Source organism: Microcoleus sp. ARI1-B5, assembly GCF_036705795.1.
GTDB lineage: Bacteria > Cyanobacteriota > Cyanobacteriia > Cyanobacteriales > Microcoleaceae > Microcoleus.
Genome location: NZ_JAUBVK010000008.1, coordinates 1 through 15,160 on the forward strand (window position 1 = coordinate 1; position 15,160 = coordinate 15,160).

15 protein-coding genes and 1 pseudogene are annotated in these 15,160 nt (G+C 45.4%); 3 read left to right on the forward strand and 13 right to left on the reverse strand.

Annotated elements, in window-relative coordinates; all coding sequences use genetic code 11:
- Nucleotides 1–155: pseudogene (locus QUB63_RS14430) on the forward strand (RNA-guided endonuclease TnpB family protein); the annotation flags it as partial.
- Between the two features lie 15 nt (nt 156–170).
- On the opposite strand, the gene QUB63_RS14435 reads toward QUB63_RS14430, so the two are convergent.
- Both QUB63_RS14435 and QUB63_RS14440 read right to left on the reverse strand, forming a co-directional pair.
- The gene (locus QUB63_RS14435; protein ID WP_332945945.1) at nt 171–779 is read right to left on the reverse strand and encodes an isopenicillin N synthase family dioxygenase; all 609 of its coding nucleotides are present in this window, start codon (nt 777–779) and stop codon (nt 171–173) included.
- 65 nt (nt 780–844) lie between these two features.
- Nucleotides 845–1,513 (reverse strand): cadmium resistance transporter, encoded by a 669-nt coding sequence (locus QUB63_RS14440; protein ID WP_332945946.1) that lies wholly within the window; start codon nt 1,511–1,513, stop codon nt 845–847.
- Between the two features lie 221 nt (nt 1,514–1,734).
- On the opposite strand from QUB63_RS14440, the gene QUB63_RS14445 reads away from it, so the two are divergent.
- The gene (locus QUB63_RS14445; RefSeq protein ID WP_332945947.1) at nt 1,735–3,021 is read left to right on the forward strand and encodes an aliphatic sulfonate ABC transporter substrate-binding protein; all 1,287 of its coding nucleotides are present in this window, start codon (nt 1,735–1,737) and stop codon (nt 3,019–3,021) included.
- 414 nt (nt 3,022–3,435) lie between these two features.
- Here the strand turns inward: QUB63_RS14445 and QUB63_RS14450 are convergent, their stop codons facing one another.
- From QUB63_RS14450 to QUB63_RS14470, 5 genes are all read right to left on the reverse strand, one after another.
- Complete coding sequence (locus QUB63_RS14450) at nt 3,436–4,773, reverse strand: vanadium-dependent haloperoxidase (protein WP_332945948.1); 1,338 nt, start codon at nt 4,771–4,773, stop codon at nt 3,436–3,438.
- 148 nt (nt 4,774–4,921) lie between these two features.
- The gene (locus QUB63_RS14455) at nt 4,922–5,083 is read right to left on the reverse strand and encodes a hypothetical protein (protein WP_332945949.1); all 162 of its coding nucleotides are present in this window, start codon (nt 5,081–5,083) and stop codon (nt 4,922–4,924) included.
- A gap of 81 nt (nt 5,084–5,164) precedes the next feature.
- Complete coding sequence (gene ssuC / locus QUB63_RS14460) at nt 5,165–5,950, reverse strand: aliphatic sulfonate ABC transporter permease SsuC (RefSeq protein WP_332945950.1); 786 nt, start codon at nt 5,948–5,950, stop codon at nt 5,165–5,167.
- Nucleotides 5,947–7,128 carry an FMNH2-dependent alkanesulfonate monooxygenase gene (ssuD, locus tag QUB63_RS14465; protein ID WP_332945951.1) on the reverse strand — a complete coding sequence of 394 codons (1,182 nt, stop codon included), beginning with the start codon at nt 7,126–7,128 and terminating at the stop codon, nt 5,947–5,949. Before ssuD ends, ssuC begins: the two co-directional genes overlap by 4 nt.
- 22 nt (nt 7,129–7,150) lie before the next feature.
- On the reverse strand, nt 7,151–8,233 hold the full coding sequence (locus QUB63_RS14470) for a sulfonate ABC transporter substrate-binding protein (RefSeq protein ID WP_332945952.1): 1,083 nt from the start codon (nt 8,231–8,233) through the stop codon (nt 7,151–7,153).
- Nucleotides 8,234–8,532: 299 nt separating this feature from the next.
- Here QUB63_RS14470 and QUB63_RS14475 point away from each other — a divergent pair, with 299 nt between their 5' ends.
- The gene (locus tag QUB63_RS14475; RefSeq protein ID WP_332945953.1) at nt 8,533–9,159 is read left to right on the forward strand and encodes a hypothetical protein; all 627 of its coding nucleotides are present in this window, start codon (nt 8,533–8,535) and stop codon (nt 9,157–9,159) included.
- Between the two features lie 49 nt (nt 9,160–9,208).
- Here QUB63_RS14475 and QUB63_RS14480 read toward each other — a convergent pair whose 3' ends face one another.
- The 6 genes from QUB63_RS14480 to QUB63_RS14505 all read right to left on the reverse strand — a co-directional run bounded on the left by QUB63_RS14480 (nt 9,209) and on the right by QUB63_RS14505 (nt 15,134).
- On the reverse strand, nt 9,209–10,399 hold the full coding sequence (locus QUB63_RS14480) for an RNA-guided endonuclease InsQ/TnpB family protein (protein WP_332945954.1): 1,191 nt from the start codon (nt 10,397–10,399) through the stop codon (nt 9,209–9,211).
- Nucleotides 10,400–10,479: 80 nt separating this feature from the next.
- On the reverse strand, nt 10,480–11,562 hold the full coding sequence (locus tag QUB63_RS14485; RefSeq protein ID WP_332945955.1) for an Mrp/NBP35 family ATP-binding protein: 1,083 nt from the start codon (nt 11,560–11,562) through the stop codon (nt 10,480–10,482).
- Complete coding sequence (locus QUB63_RS14490; RefSeq protein ID WP_332945956.1) at nt 11,555–12,529, reverse strand: HEAT repeat domain-containing protein; 975 nt, start codon at nt 12,527–12,529, stop codon at nt 11,555–11,557. Before QUB63_RS14490 ends, QUB63_RS14485 begins: the two co-directional genes overlap by 8 nt.
- Nucleotides 12,530–12,561: 32 nt before the next feature.
- Nucleotides 12,562–12,789, reverse strand: a complete 228-nt coding sequence (locus QUB63_RS14495) for a 4Fe-4S dicluster domain-containing protein (protein ID WP_332945957.1) — start codon at nt 12,787–12,789, stop codon at nt 12,562–12,564.
- A 155-nt stretch (nt 12,790–12,944) separates the two neighbouring features.
- Entirely contained in the window at nt 12,945–14,669 is a 1,725-nt protein-coding gene (locus QUB63_RS14500) for a fumarate reductase/succinate dehydrogenase flavoprotein subunit (protein ID WP_332945958.1), read from the reverse strand.
- Between the two features lie 72 nt (nt 14,670–14,741).
- Complete coding sequence (locus QUB63_RS14505; protein WP_332945959.1) at nt 14,742–15,134, reverse strand: rhodanese-like domain-containing protein; 393 nt, start codon at nt 15,132–15,134, stop codon at nt 14,742–14,744.
- Nucleotides 15,135–15,160 lie beyond the last annotated feature (26 nt).

Here is a 15,160-nt window from a genome sequence, read left to right on the forward strand (position 1 = left end):
CGATGTTAACGGTGCTTACAATATTCTGAGAAAAGCTTTTCCCTTATGCCTTTAGCAATGGGATAGAGAGCTGCGTACTTGGGCCGAGGCGGGTCAATCCGCTCAAAGTACAAGCGAAAGGGGAGGGACTTAATGCCTCCCATGTCATGCGATAAATGACTATACTTTTACTAGCTATGCTCTCCCACTCCCCAAGATTGCCCTTGCGGATTGCTTTCGGGTGGGTAGTTGAAGATGCGAAATAAAATCAGGGGATCTGTCGTGTAGCGATCGCGAAAGTAAGATGCTTCTAAGTTCAAACTCAGGGCCATTCCAGTCATTAACGTGTGACCCAGTTGGGTCATCGCCGCCAGATATTCCAGTATTGTTTCGCGAAACTGGGGAATATCTGGAAACAGGTTTGCTCCGTGCATGGGAACGCCTGTTTGAACAGCCGGATGGGTTTGATTCAATTCCGCTCCCAAATAAATGCCTTCTTTCAAATCTGGTTTACCATTCGTCAGTTCACCTCCAACCGGAAAGTAGCCGCGCCATGCCCGACCTCCCAGCGCCATCCGAATTTGCATTTTAGTTTCTAAATCTAGAGCAAAAAACTGACGGCTCAGTTGCTCCAAACGGTTTTGCAATCCTCGGTCTACACCATGCTTAACAATGTAAAAAAAACCAGTGTCACAGCAAGCTTGTCGGATTTGGTTTGCAACTGTATCTACGGGATTATCCGATACCAAGGAACTGATATCGATAACGGGAATTTGAGAATCATCTAATGATTGATACATTCTGTTATCTATAAACTTGCAATCTACGGTAATGTTGCCATAGATTTTTTGAGTGCCTTTGTCTGTCAAGAGTTCGGTAGAAAAAGACGATAGGATTCGCTGTCCATCAGAATTCTGAAACCCAGCCACATCAGTACAAAAGGGAAAAACTTGCTCGCATAACGGCTGAGTACCAAAGCAATACCAGGTAGATGCGTCAGAGTATAGGACATACACAGCCAGCAGCCAAGAATAAAATAGCAAACGGGTACGATCACAGCCAGATTTTGGATGGAGCTACTGGCAAACAGGGGTATATAGATCCCAAGATTGTTGCCGCCGTTGGCAATCGTGACCGAGGAGACGCGATAGGTCTGCGGATCGCGGATTACATCCCAGAGCGATCGCTTTCTTGAATCAAATCCTCGAAGTTTAGAGTTTCTTTTGAGATTGGCTGACTTGTCTTCGGCTGAATCATCCTTATTGAGGTTGAGCAAATTGTTCAAGCCAATGAGTATCGGCAGAATCCCCAGTAGACCAGTCCAAGTTGACGGAATCACTAGCCCCATTAGGAAGCCAACCAAACTTACCATCACCAATACCGTGAACCCTAGAATCTCACCAACCACAATATGTTGAGGACGAAAAGTACGATTGACCTCACTGAAGAAGGCAGTCAGATAAATGTTGTCGTCAAACGTTGTTGCCACAGCAGCAGCTAGCCCGATCTTAATTGTTGCAATTAACCAATCCATTACCATTCCTCAGTCAACACCTATCCGATCGCCGAAACTAGCGATCGCTCAATCGTGGAAGCAAATCTACATAATATCGATATGATAATGTGAGTATCGCATATTGGGTGTAACTCGGAGCAAATCTGGTAGTTTATACGTGTCAAGCGGTCTTTGACTTGATCCCCCATCTTCAATTCATCCAGGAATGTCCATCACCTGTGTTTATCAAAGGAGTCATTATGATTAGCCGTTTGATTGACCGTTTGCCTAGAGGCACAGGTCGCCACATCTTACGATCGCTCAGACCGACCATTCGCAGCTCGCTTGCCTCCAAGTTTGCAGTGCGATTTGGGCTCGGTCTTGCCACGATTTTGGTCTTGAGTCTGGCTTTTGACCGTCATTCTGTTGCCGCCTCTGAATCTGGCAATGTACTCTCCCCTCTCATAAATCAGGTAAATCAGGTCGCACTACCTAAAGACTCAACAATCCGGGTATTAGAAACCGTGGGACTGTTTGTGGGAGGCATAATTTTCTGTGTAGTTTTGGATCGCTGGTTTTCTAACCGTTCTGCTCAATCTGGCAACACGCCTTTAGCTGAGCAAGCCCGGCGGCTCAAACAACTCAAAATAGGCTATCCAGAGGGGATGACAAATCTGGAAGTTCTCCGCGATCGAGGCTTGCTCGAAACTCGTTTGCAACCATTCGGGCTGAGTGTCGCCTGGTCAAGTTTTTTATCAGCCTCTTCTCTAATAGAGGCCCTAAGCAACGGGACGATTGACTTCTGCGGTGGCGGTGGCACGGCTAGCATCTTCTCTCAAGCAGCGGATCATGTGTTTGTGCGGGTGGCTAAAGAAAAATATACCGCTCCTAAAGGTCAAGCGATTCTGGTACCGTCCGATTCGTCAATTCAGACGCTGGCCGACCTCAAGGGTAAGAAGATTGTTTTTGACAAAGGCTCAAGCGCCCATTACGTACTCGTGCGAGCATTGGCAAAAGTAGGGCTAGAGTTTAGTGACATTGAGCCAATTTATCTGACTCAGCCACAGGCGTTGCCTTTATTCCGACAAGGTGAGGTCGATGCTTGGGTGATTTGGGTTCCCTACACAGCAACGATCGCCCGAAGCGCTTACCCAGGGCGATCGATCGCAGATCTAGAGAGCATATTTGGTGACAAAGCTTCCGTGGAAGTTCCCACCTATTACTACGCGATTCCAGAGCTGGTACGCGACTATCCCGACCTGCTCAAGGTGATTTTAGAAGAAGTAAACGAAGCTGGAGCTTGGGCTAAGAGACAGGAATTAGAAGCGGCTGTGCGATTGGCAGAACACCATGAAATCGATCCGTCGATCGTAGAAATTTTACAGCAACGCAGTGCCGAACGCGCGATCGTCCCGATCGACGACCAATCGCTCGCGGCCCTACAGCATCAAGCAAATATTTTTAGAGATTTAGAGCTGATTCCTGAGCGGGTGAATGTGAAAGATGGAACCTATAGCTTGCAGACTAAGCAAAACTGGACTTATTAATCTGACACTCGAACCACTAAAAAGGGTGGGCTTTCTGGGTTATTAGCTGTAATTTCTAGAGGAACTAAGAAATAAAAATGGGACACTCTCATCTTTCTTTCTTATTGCTTACTTTTTCAACCTAAGATGGCTGATAATTGGGATGCCAAGCCAGCCATTTCTCTTCTAACTTCCTGGCGATCGCATCTGCAAACTTACCCAACAAAGCATACATAATATCGACACTGCGGATGCCCTGAAATGTATAGCAACCGCCTTGGGGGTTGCTATACCAAGCACACCTGAGCCCTCGATCTGGCGATCGCCCTCATAGTCAAGCGGGGTGCGATCGTAGTTATGGACACATTATATGTTGTGTCTGCGTAAGTCCTGACCCGGTTTCTTTGGGTAAAAATTACCTCAAAATACTTACTGCTAACTCTTGAGCGGTTGCAAGGCATTTTGGAAAACATAGTCACCAACTTGTTTACCCAGTGCATCGCCTTGGATGTCAGCAGTACGGGTATGAAGACCTGCCCAAATCCGCGCTTCTCCAAGCTCTTTAGAAATCTGCGAAAAACTGTTATAGCTGCGGGTAACTCCTGCGTTTGCTGGAAAGATGAGACTGACTTTCACTGCGTCACTGCCAAAGAAACGTTGCAAAACGCGCTCTGCCGCACCTGCTGTTACACAATGCCCGGAGATATAGTCGGGGTGAGCTGGAGTGACGATTAGCGTCTCCCAGTTTGGATCGGAAGCGATCGCAGGATTGCCAAGTTGTGTCGCATTGGGAATAGCCGTTGCGGGCCGCCAAAGTTTGTATTTGTACTTAACCTCGTATCCAGCAATGTAGGCATCTGCGCCTGCGAAATTCAGCAGCGCAAACAGCCGTGCATTTTCAATCAAACTATTACCCTTGGCTGTTGCGGCTGCTCTGGCTGGGGTATTCCAGAGTGGAACGGGGGAAATAGCAGAAAAAATTGCCGCCGCAGTTTGGTCAGCGGTTCGGGCAGTGCTGTATCGCCCCCCCAGGCGTTTCACTTCATTTAAGTCTTTCGCGTAGGCATCGCTGTTCAGGGGCAGCGGCGCAGGAATCTTAAACTGGTCAGCACGCTTAATCACAAAAGGGGTGACTGCGCTCCAATTCGGCAATAAGGCCGGGGCAAACAGAGGGGGAGTTGGCTGCCAGATGCCCACAGCTTTCTCAGCTTTATGCTCACTTTTCCCATCGGCGCCGTCGGTGCTGCGGATTGCTATCAGCTTTTCTGCAACTTCCTTGCCCACGTTGATGCCGTTAACTTTTGCCTCCCCATCAGGAATTTTTGCCAAAGAATCAGTTAACGCCGTATCAAAGGTGGCTTTCTGCGCTGGATAAAGGCGTGTCAAAACGCCATGCCCAGCAGCAGCAGCAGCAGCAGCAGCCGAAGCTCCAGTGGGCGCTTCAATCTTGACTGCATAGGGAGTATAGCGGGGCTCGATCGCATTTACGGCATCAAAAATTGCTCCATGCGCGATCGCTAGAGCGCGAAACTGCTGGGGCGGAGGGGCGGAGGCTGCCAGGGTTGCAGTCTGCGCGATCGCATTCCAATCTAGCACTGCGTCGCTAGAAGCAGGTTTTGCTGGCTGTGCCTGAGCAATCTGAGCAGTCTGAGCCTGGGTGGGAGCAGAAATTTGTAACAGACCGATCGCCGTTACCACCGCTAGTAGAGAGGCTGAAGCGAATAATCCAAAACGCTTAACTGTAAGGCGACTGAGCTTAATGATGTAGCGCACGTTATACTCCTAATAATCTATCGAATAACAGTAGATTTACTTTATGGGAGTTCAATGGCGGTGTCAAGGTTGCTACTGAGTTAATTTTTGAGGGTCTCAGGTGTTTCGTTCCAGCGCACCTTGACAGCCCACTATTGCCAGCCCAAAGTTAGCTTCTGACAACGAACCATTCACCAGTTCCCAATAGTTTGTAAGAGATTACGAGCGATCGAATTGCGTCATCGCTTGCCCGTCCTCCAGCATTACGAATGACATGGGCATTCCCTTCTGCCAGCCCAGCATATTTTGCTGGATCGAGACGAGCGTCCATAGTATGGCGTAATTTATCGAGGAACTAAGAAAGAAAAATGGGACACTCTCATCTTTCTTTCTTATTGCTTACTTTTTCAACCTAAGATGGCTGATAATTGGGATGCCAAGCCAGCCATTTCTCTTCTAACTTCCTGGCGATCGCATCTGCAAACTTACCCAACAAAGCATACATGATAATGCTCAACACCACCACATCAGTTTGCAAGAACTCGCGAGCATTCATTGCCATGTAACCAATACCAGAGTCCGCAGCAATTGTTTCTGCGACAATCAGCGTCAGCCACATAATTCCCAAAGAATATCGCACGCCTACCAAAATTGAAGGCAAAGCCCCAGGCAAAATCACTTGCCACAAAAGAGACGTGGAATTCAAACCATAGACTTTTCCCATTTCAATCAATCCGGCATCGACACTGCGGATGCCATGAAATGTATTGATATACATTGGGAAAAACACACCCAAAGCCACCAAAAATAACCGAGCTACATCGCCAATTCCAAACCACAAAATCACTAGGGGAATTAAGGCGAGGTGGGGAACATTGCGAACCATTTGTACAGAAGTATCCAGCAGTTGTTCGGCGATTGGAGAAAGACCGTTGAGGAAACCTAGAGTCAAACCAATTCCTCCGCCGATGATGAAACCAACGACGGCACGCCAAGCACTAATTCCGATATGGTGAAACAGTTCCCCGGTAATTGCCAATCTAATTCCTGCACTTAAAACACCTGTTGGTGCGGGTAAAACCCTTGTGGAAAGCCAACCCACCTGTACTAAAAGTTGCCAGCTAAGAAGCAGCACAATCGGTACAATCCAGGGAATTACCTGCTGAAAATATGGGTTTTTGAGCCATTTTTTGTTCATGACGCACTTGTAGGAACAACTTGTTTTTGTGTGGGAAAATTATCGTTGGCAACAATTTCGCCAAAAGGACTAAACATTTGCGGTTGATTTACAGCCGGTTGGTTTTTCAACGGCAAGCGGGGGAATAGCAATTCAGCGACTCGATACGCTTCTTCTAAGTGGGGATAACCGGAGAAAATGAAAGTTTCAATCCCCAATTCGGAATATTCCAATATTCGCGCGACAACGGTATCGGGATCTCCCACTAAGGCAGTACCGGCACCGCCTCTTACTAACCCAATTCCCGCCCACAAATTGGGGCTAATTTGTAGAGCTTCGCGGTTGCCTGCGTGCAGTTCAGTCATGCGGCGCTGCCCTTCAGAGTCCATCCTGGCATAAGATTTTTGGGCGGCCGCGATCGCATCTTCATCTACATATTTAATCAATCGATTTGCATCCTCCCAAGCTTCGCTTTCAGTTTCGCGCACAATGACGTGAAGGCGAATCCCAAACCGCAAAGTTCTACCCTGTTCTGCTGCTAATTTTTTCACAGCTTCAATTTTTTTTGCCACTTGTTGCGGCGGCTCTCCCCAAGTAAGATAAACATCAATATGTTTAGCCGCAATTTGTTGTGCGATCGGCGACGAACCGCCAAACCATAACGGAGGATGGGGAGTTTGTACAGGTGGGAATAGAACTTTACCGCCCTTAACTTGGAGATATTCACCGCTAAAATCGACTTCTTGCTCTCGCACGTTAGTGGAGTTACTAGCTTCAAGCATTGCTCTCCAAACAGTCAAGAATTCATCCGTCAATTCATAACGTGCGTCGTGACCCAGATGCACTCCATCTCCTGCTAATTCAACCGGATCGCCGCCTGTAACCACATTAATCAGCAAGCGTCCGTTAGATAATCTGTCAAAGGTTGCTGCCATCCGTGCTGCTACCCCCGGCGACATTAATCCCGGACGAATTGCTACTAGAAAACGCATTTTTTCGGTTACAGACATTAGGGATGAAGCCACTACCCATGCGTCTTCGCAAGAGCGCCCAGTCGGAAGCAGAGCGCCCGTAAATCCTAAATGGTCAATGGCTTGGGCGATTTGTTTTAAGTAGGAGTAACTGCAAGACCGCCCTCCAATTCCTGTAGCTAAATAGCGTCCGTCTCCGTGAGTTGGGATAAACCAAAATAATTCCATTTGCCAGAGTCTCCATCACTATTTATTGTTTAGTTACCTGAGCCACTTCGCTAATTTTTACCTGTTTGGGAAGCAGCTTTAAATCTAAGAAAGTATCCGCAACTTTTTGCTGGTAAGTGATGACTTCCTCTGTAATGGGCTGCACGCCGTAAGGCCGTCTCCGTGCCACTTCCTCTAAAGTTGGAACGTCAATACCAAGAGCGGGAGACAGCAGTTTTGCTACCTCAGTTGGTTGAGCCGCCGCCCATTCATCGACTTTTTGAAGTTCCTCTAAAACTGCCTTAGTCCGGTCAGAATATTGGTCGTTAAAAGGTTTAGCAGCTAGATAGAATTCCCGATTAGCTACGAGCCCTTCTCCATCTTTAAGAACGCGAGCACCTGTAGCTCGTTTTGCTACTGTAAAAAACGGGTCCCAAATCGCCCAAGCATCGACGCTACCTTGTTCAAAAGCTGCCCGCGCCTCTGCTGGCGGTAAGTAAACAGGCTGAATGTCGCTATATTTTAATCCGGCTGCTGTTAATGCTTCTACTACTAGGTAGTGCACATTTGAACCTTTGTTAAATACAACTTTTTTGCCTTTCAACCCCGCCACATCTTGAATTGGAGAATCTTTCGGTACTAATATTGCTTCGCCTTTGGGATTTGGAGGCTCGTTAGCAACATATATCAATGGTGCGCCAGCAGCTTGTGCGAAAATAGGCGGAGCTTCTCCTGTATGCCCAAAGTCAATACTGCCTGCATTTAAAGCTTCTAGTAGTTGAGGCCCTGCGGGAAATTGAAGCCACTGTACAGAAGTATTTTGGGAGGCCAAACGTTGTTCTAAACTTCCCCGTGATTTAAGGATGCTTAGAGTTCCATATTTTTGATAGCCGATCCGAATTACATTGCTCTGTTGTGCCTTAGAAGTGGCCACCGATGTGGCAGCAGAAGTTGGCGCAGTAGTTGAATTTGTTTGCTGAGTAGGAGCACAGGCGGAAACTGTCAAACTCAAACTGAAACCAACTGCAAAAAGCAAAGCAAAGGTCTTGATAGAACTATGTTTGAGTTGGCTCCAAAAATGCCTCAACTTAGCTGGAAATAGGGTCTCTCTCAATTGGGTTAACACTTGTCACTCCCTAAATTTTAAGTATTGAAAACTAAAAAACTCAATAGCCATGCAAAAGCTGAGCTAATCGCGATCGATTAAAATTTACGATAAACCGACCGATATACCGTAGTTAACTCTGACAAGCTCCTATTATTCCACAGATAGCTTCAAAAATGCAAGCAGATTTTCTAGATTTTTGCTGGTGCGATCGCCTCAATCATCAATTTAATTTATTAATTTAATAAAAAAGAACATTTGTTGTTATGGGAAAGCTTTATTAAACTAAAGAAAACGCAAGCAAATACAGGAGAAAGAAAATGAGCGGGTTTTTCAAGGTCATTGCGATCGTCTTAGTGCTGTTAGTGAACTTAGCTATGGCTCAGCCTTCTTGGGCCGGCAAAGATTTCACAAAAGGTTCTGACTACGCAGAAGTAACTCAAGAACTCAATCAACTACTGCAAGCCCAGAATACACCAGAGCAAGCAGGTTATACACCCGAACAGTATCAAGAGCGTCTGGCAGAGTTACAACAGCAGAAGTACACCATAGAAACAGCTTCAAAGCGAGCTCAGTGTCGCAATCAAACAGGGCAAACTCTAGCTGTTTATGCTAATAAGCCTAAAAAATCTCCCACCCAACTTTATTTTTTGGGAGCAGGGAAGATTACCGATGACGATTGGGACTGTGATGGCATTTACTTGCCCGCAGGAACTCAAGCGACTTTAGGCCCGAAAGCTCAAGCGCAAAATTTGACTGAATCGGTTGCTATTAAGGTTGTAGATGGTACGCAACTCGTTGCCAGAACCAATGCAGCAACGGGTGGAGTTGAGGTGAATGTTACGCCAGCTAAAGTTTTTAAAGCGGGTCAGACAAATTGGGCGATCCCTTCCTTCTCTCAAGCAGAGATTAATGCCCAAGTTCCCACACCACAACTGATCGATTAATAGTTTTTCGGGAACGGTTGCTGTAATTCTATGGATTAAGTTGACATACTCACCGCACTTTTAGGGCGGTGATTCTTGACACTTCATCGGATGATGCAACCGAGGTCGTCTTACTCTTCCTCTGTGTCCGTTTAGAGTCGTGGCAATGCCCTATCCCGACTTTATTTATATTTTTGGCTGCGTTTTCATCCCTATCTTGTTCGATGCCACAGTTTAGGCAAAGCACTGAACGAATAGAAAGGTCTAATTTCCCCCACTTAAAACCACAGTCCGAACAGACTTGGCTGGTAGGTTCCCAGCGACTAATTACCCTAAACTCGCGACCAAGTTTATCAGATTTAGCCTCACACAAAGCTCGGAATTCGTACCATCCCTGCAAGCCAATTTCTCGGGCAAGTTTGCGATTTTTGATCATGCCCGATACATTGAGATCTTCCAAAATAATAGTTTGGTTTTCACTTACTACTTTGGTTGATAGTTTATGCAAAAAGTCTTTACGCAAGTCTGCAATTTGATTGTGTGTTTTAGCTATCTGAATCTTGGTTTTGTTCCTACGATTTGAGTCTTTTTGTTGACGTGCTAACTGTTTTTGGAGTTTGCGAATCTTCCGGTCTAGCTTTTTATAACTAGGATTTTCAGCTTTTTCCCCATTGCTCATTACTGCGAAAGTTTTAATCCCTAAGTCAATTCCGATACTTGGGTTTTTGGCATCAATACTGATGGGTTCAACTTCCACTACAAAGCTGAGAAAATAACGATTAGCGCAATCCTTGATAATCGTAACTGAACTGGGTTCTGAGGGCAATTCTCTAGACCATATAGGATTGACAATTCCAATTTTGGCTAAATAAACACCGCCGTTCTTTTTCATAGAAAAACCACGACGAGTAAGTCTTGCCGATTGGCTGCTAGTCTTTTTTTTGAACTTGGGATAGCCAAAGGAGCGCCCTTTCCTCTTTCCTTTACAGGACTCAAAAAAGTTCTTGAAAGCCGTTTCTAAATCGGCTACAGACTGCTGCAAAGGAACACATGAAACATCTTCCAGCCAAGCTCTTTCAGCGGTTTGCTTTGCCTGAGTAATTACTACTTTTTGAAGTTCTGCCGATTTTGGCTTTTTCTCGGACTGCTTACACAACGCCAAAGCATCATTCCAGACTACGCGAACGCAACCAAACAACTGAGCTAAACTCTGTCGTTGTTGGTCGGTCGGATAGAATCTGTATTGATATCTTGCTTTCATTGTTTTCTGTTGTTTACTTGCTCTATTATACTATGACTTGCTAATACACTCGGGAAAGTTTAAAGATAATTAAAGCCGTCCTAGAAGGACGGGGCTTCAGACCCAAATTTCCGGTGATTATTGAGGCCGATCGCGATCTGTATAAACGTCTGAGATATCGCCGAGTTCGGATCTGCTAAGGTTAAAGGTTTACCTGTATCACCGCCCGCACAGATACGCGGATCTAGAGGAATCTGGGCTAGGAGAGGCGCTTGCAATTCTTCTGCTAGCTGTTTACCGCCACCACTCCCAAAAATTGCCAGCGGTTCTCGATCGCGATCGCAAATTAAATAACTCATATTTTCAATAATACCGAGAACGGGAACTCCCACTTGGCGAAACATATAAATATTGCGGCGAACATCGGCAATAGATACTTGTTGTGGCGTAGTAACAAGTATCACTCCACAAATCGGACTTTCTTGGACAATTGTAATTTGAGCATCTCCTGTTCCTGGCGGCAAATCTATCAGCAAATAATCTAATTCGCCCCATTCTACATCTTGAATAAACTGAGTAATAATTTTGTGGAGAACTGGACCTCGCCATGCTAAAGGGCGTTCTGGTTCGGCTAGCAAACCCACCGACATCAGTTTGATTCCCTGTGCTTCCAAAGGTAAAAATTTCTGCCCTTTGGCAGTATTAACTGTCTCTACATCAGCTTGTCCTAAGCCTAACATTTGAGGAATATTGGGGCCGTAAACATCAGCATCTAGCAAGCCTACCTTGGCTCCCTGTAATTTTAAAGCTGCTGCTAAATTGACAGCAGTTGTAGATTTTCCAACCCCACCTTTGCCGCTAGAAACAGCCAAGGTAGTTCGCACGTTGGCAATCGTACAAATCTGAATGTAAGTTTTTTTGCACCAGGCTATAGGTGATAAAACAGATTCAATTTTTTCTGGTAAGTCTTGCTGATGCGAACCAATATAAAGGCGCAAGTAAATGTAATCATCAACTATTCGCAAATTTCGCACCATTCCCAAGCTGACAATATCATTTTTGAGAGTAGGTTCAATGACTTGCTTCAGATAAATTACAACTTCTTGCTTCCTCATTTCTTCCAGCGAATTTGGGTTTTCTGAGGGTGGATGTGAGTTAGTTTTTGGCGATGAAGAATTAACCATTGGGGGAAATTTGCAGTAATTTTTGAATCTTTTGGATTGCTTTTTGAGAACTTATGGAAACTTCTTTATCGGGATCGTCGAGAGATTGTTGCAGCGCATTGAGCGCAGCGGGATTGCTGAGATTGCCGATCGCGATCGCGGCTTCTTTCCGCACGTCTGAATATTCATCAGCTAAGGATCTAATTAAAGCAGGCATCACTCGTTCATCTGGCATTTTTTGCAAAGCTTGTAACGCGAATTTGCGAACTTGCCAGTCTTCGTCACTTACCGCCGTTTCCAGGGTGGAAATTGCCGCAGAATCGGCATGAATTGCCAAAGATTTAGCCGCATTTCGTCGCACTTGCCAGTCAGTATCGCTTTTGAGTGCTTGACACAAAATTGAAATGACTTCTGGATCTGTTAAATGCCCTAAAGTTAAAGCCGTAGCACGGCGAACGTTTACATCTGCATCAGATATTAAAGTCAAAGCTTGGGGGCATTTTTCCACCTGATTGAGATAACTGAGAGTGGTGACTGCTGCTGCTCTCACTTCAGGAACTTTTGATGCAAAAAATGGTAAAATATCGGGTAAAGAATGAGCATCGTGAATCTTCCGCAACAAAGTTAAGATATTGAGTTGGATATTAACATTATCGCGGTGGAGTGCGTCTAGCAGTAGCTGTAAGTCAGTGGGTGAAACTAATTCACTCAACGCCGATAATGCTTCTTGGCGAATATCGACATCAGCGGAACCTAGACACTCGATTAAAGCGGGAATAGCGACAGGAGTGCCGATTTCCCAAAGGGCAGATATGGCAATTTTTTGAACGGCAATGCTGTCATCAGACAGGGCAATAAGTAAAGCATTTGTAGCTTCTTCATCGCCCAAATATTGCAGGTTTTTAACGGCAACGAGGCGATCGCTTAGTTCGGGCGATCGCAGCATTTCCAGCCATTGATTTAATTCACTGTCAGTTTCAGCATTCATGGGTTTTACAATTCCTAAAAACTAGAACAAATTTAGCGCAACAAGAAAGGTATGTTAACCGTAATCGCATTTGTCGGACATTCTTTTTCACAGGGCAAGCAAAACCAACATTCATCGTATTTCATGTAAGCTTTCCCTGTTTCTGGATTTTTTGCCAGTACGTCCAATGGACAAACATCAATGCAGACATGGCATTTTTCCAAACACTTAGACTCATCTACAGTGACGGGAACATCAACTCGCTGTGTAATTAAAGCCATAGTTAGTTGCGATCGTTAATCGTGAATAGATTGATGATACTTCAAAGCGAAAGATGCAGTCAAAGAGGGCGGGTTTATGAAGTTTATGATGGGCAACTAAAGATAGTAATGAACCCGCCCCTACAGACCATATTTTTCGCCGCTCTAGTGATAGTTTAACGCGCTACAACATTATAATCCTCTTTATGCAAATCTACCTCCACAATATAAGGTTCAACTGGACGCTTAAACAATCTCATTTCTCCCGACTCCTCTTTTTTCAAATTAACGTGACAAAACCACTCTTCATTATTTTTGTCAGGGTAATCCAATCGATAATGATAAAGCCCCCAACGAGTCTCGCGGCGGAACAAAGAAGCCCTCGCCGCCATCTCTGCACAGTCTCGAATAAAGTGAACTTCCATGCAGCGCATTAACTCATGAGGATCGCGAGCGCCCATTTCCTCTAGAGTTTCTTGATAGCGCACAAAATTCTTCAGCCCGATTTCAAGTTTATTCCCTACTTTGGGCGGCTGTAAATAATCATTCACCAAGCGCCGCAACTTATATTCTACTTGCGTGTGAGGAATTCCATTCGGTAGATTTAAAGGTGCATAAATCCGCGCTTTCTCTGCTTCCAAAAATTCAGCATCAGGCTGGACATAATCTAAATCTCGGATGTAATCAACGGCATTAGTTCCTGCCAATCTACCGAAGACAAACGCCCCGATCATATAATTATGAGGAACGCTTGCCATATCTCCCGCCGCGTAGAGTCCCGGCACAGTTGTTTCTGCCTTTTCATTCACCCAAACACCAGAGGCGCTGTGACCGCTGCACAGCCCAATTTCTGAAATGTGCATTTCAACGCCGTGAGAGCGATAATTTTCCCCTCTACCTTCGTGAAATCTGCCTCGACTCGGACGCTCGTTTGACCAAAGAATTGACTCGATTTCAGCAATAGTATCTTCATCGAGATGAGTCATTTTTAATTGAATCGGGCCTTTACCGGAGTTTAATTCCTTCCAGATTTCCAGCATCATTTGACCGCTCCAATAATCGCAACTAATGAAGCGATGACCTTCGGCATTAGCAGTATGAGCACCGAAGGGGCCGGCAACATAAGCGCAAGCAGGGCCGTTATAATCTTTAATTAGCGGGTTGACTTGAAAGCACTCAATGTTAGTGAGTTCTGCTCCAGCGTGGTAAGCCATTGAATAGCCGTCTCCGGCATTTGTCGGATTTTCATAGGTTCCGTAAAGGTAGCCAGAATCGGGTAATCCTAAACGACCGCAAGCACCTGTAGAAAGAATGACAGCTTTCGCTTGAATTACTACAAAATCGCCATTCCGCACGTCAAAACCAACGGCTCCAGTAGCACGTCCTGCTTGCACTAAAATACGGGTTGCCATGACTCGATTGGTAACTTTAACTTTGTGGCGTTTCACCTGTCGGGTTAAAATTTGTTTGAGGTCTTTGCCTTCCGGCATTGGCAAAACATATTTACCGACGCGGTGAACTTGTTTTAAGTCGTAGTTACCCTGAGCATTTTTCTGAAATTTTACTCCCCAACTTTCTAACTCTTGGATGACTTCATAGCCTAATTTTCCTGTTTGATAAACGGCTTTTTGGTTGAGGATGCCGTCATTGGCAAGGGTAATTTCGCGGACGTACTGTTCGGGTGTAGAATGACCGGGAATGACAGCAGTATTTACGCCATCCATGCCCATTGCGATCGCGCCACTTCTGCGAATATTTGCCTTTTCTAAAATCAGCACTTCGCTGTCAGGATTTGCCTGTTTAGCTTTGATGCCAGCCATCGTGCCAGCGGTGCCGCCACCGATGACTAAAATATCGGTTGTTAGCCATTGGGTTGGGATAGTCAGATCGGAAAGAGTCATAGAAATTCAGATTGAGGAGAGATTGCTTTAAATCAACAAAAAATTAGGCAGAGTTTAGATGAGAGTTGGGAACTAGGAAGGGGGTAAAGAAGAATCCGAATTATCAACGATCGGCCCGCCAGCCTCTTTCCAAGCTTTAAAACCCCCAACCAAGGATTGGACGCGAGTATACCCTAATTTTTGTAAACTTTCAGCCACTAGAGCCGAGCGATTCCCGCCGCCGCAATAGCAAACAATTGGAGTTTCGCGATCGGGAATAATTTCCTCAATCTTTTGTTCAATAATGCCTCGACTAAGGTGAATAGCCCCTTCAGCATGGGCTTTTTGCCATTCACTATCTTCACGAACATCTACCAAAATAGGGGGGTTTTCTGGCTCTAAAACGTTAAGTTCGTCGATGGATATTTCTTGGATTTTAGCCTTAGCTTCATCAGCGATTTTTTGAAATTTTTCAGAATGACTCATAAGTTCTTTGGGGATTCGGTTAACAA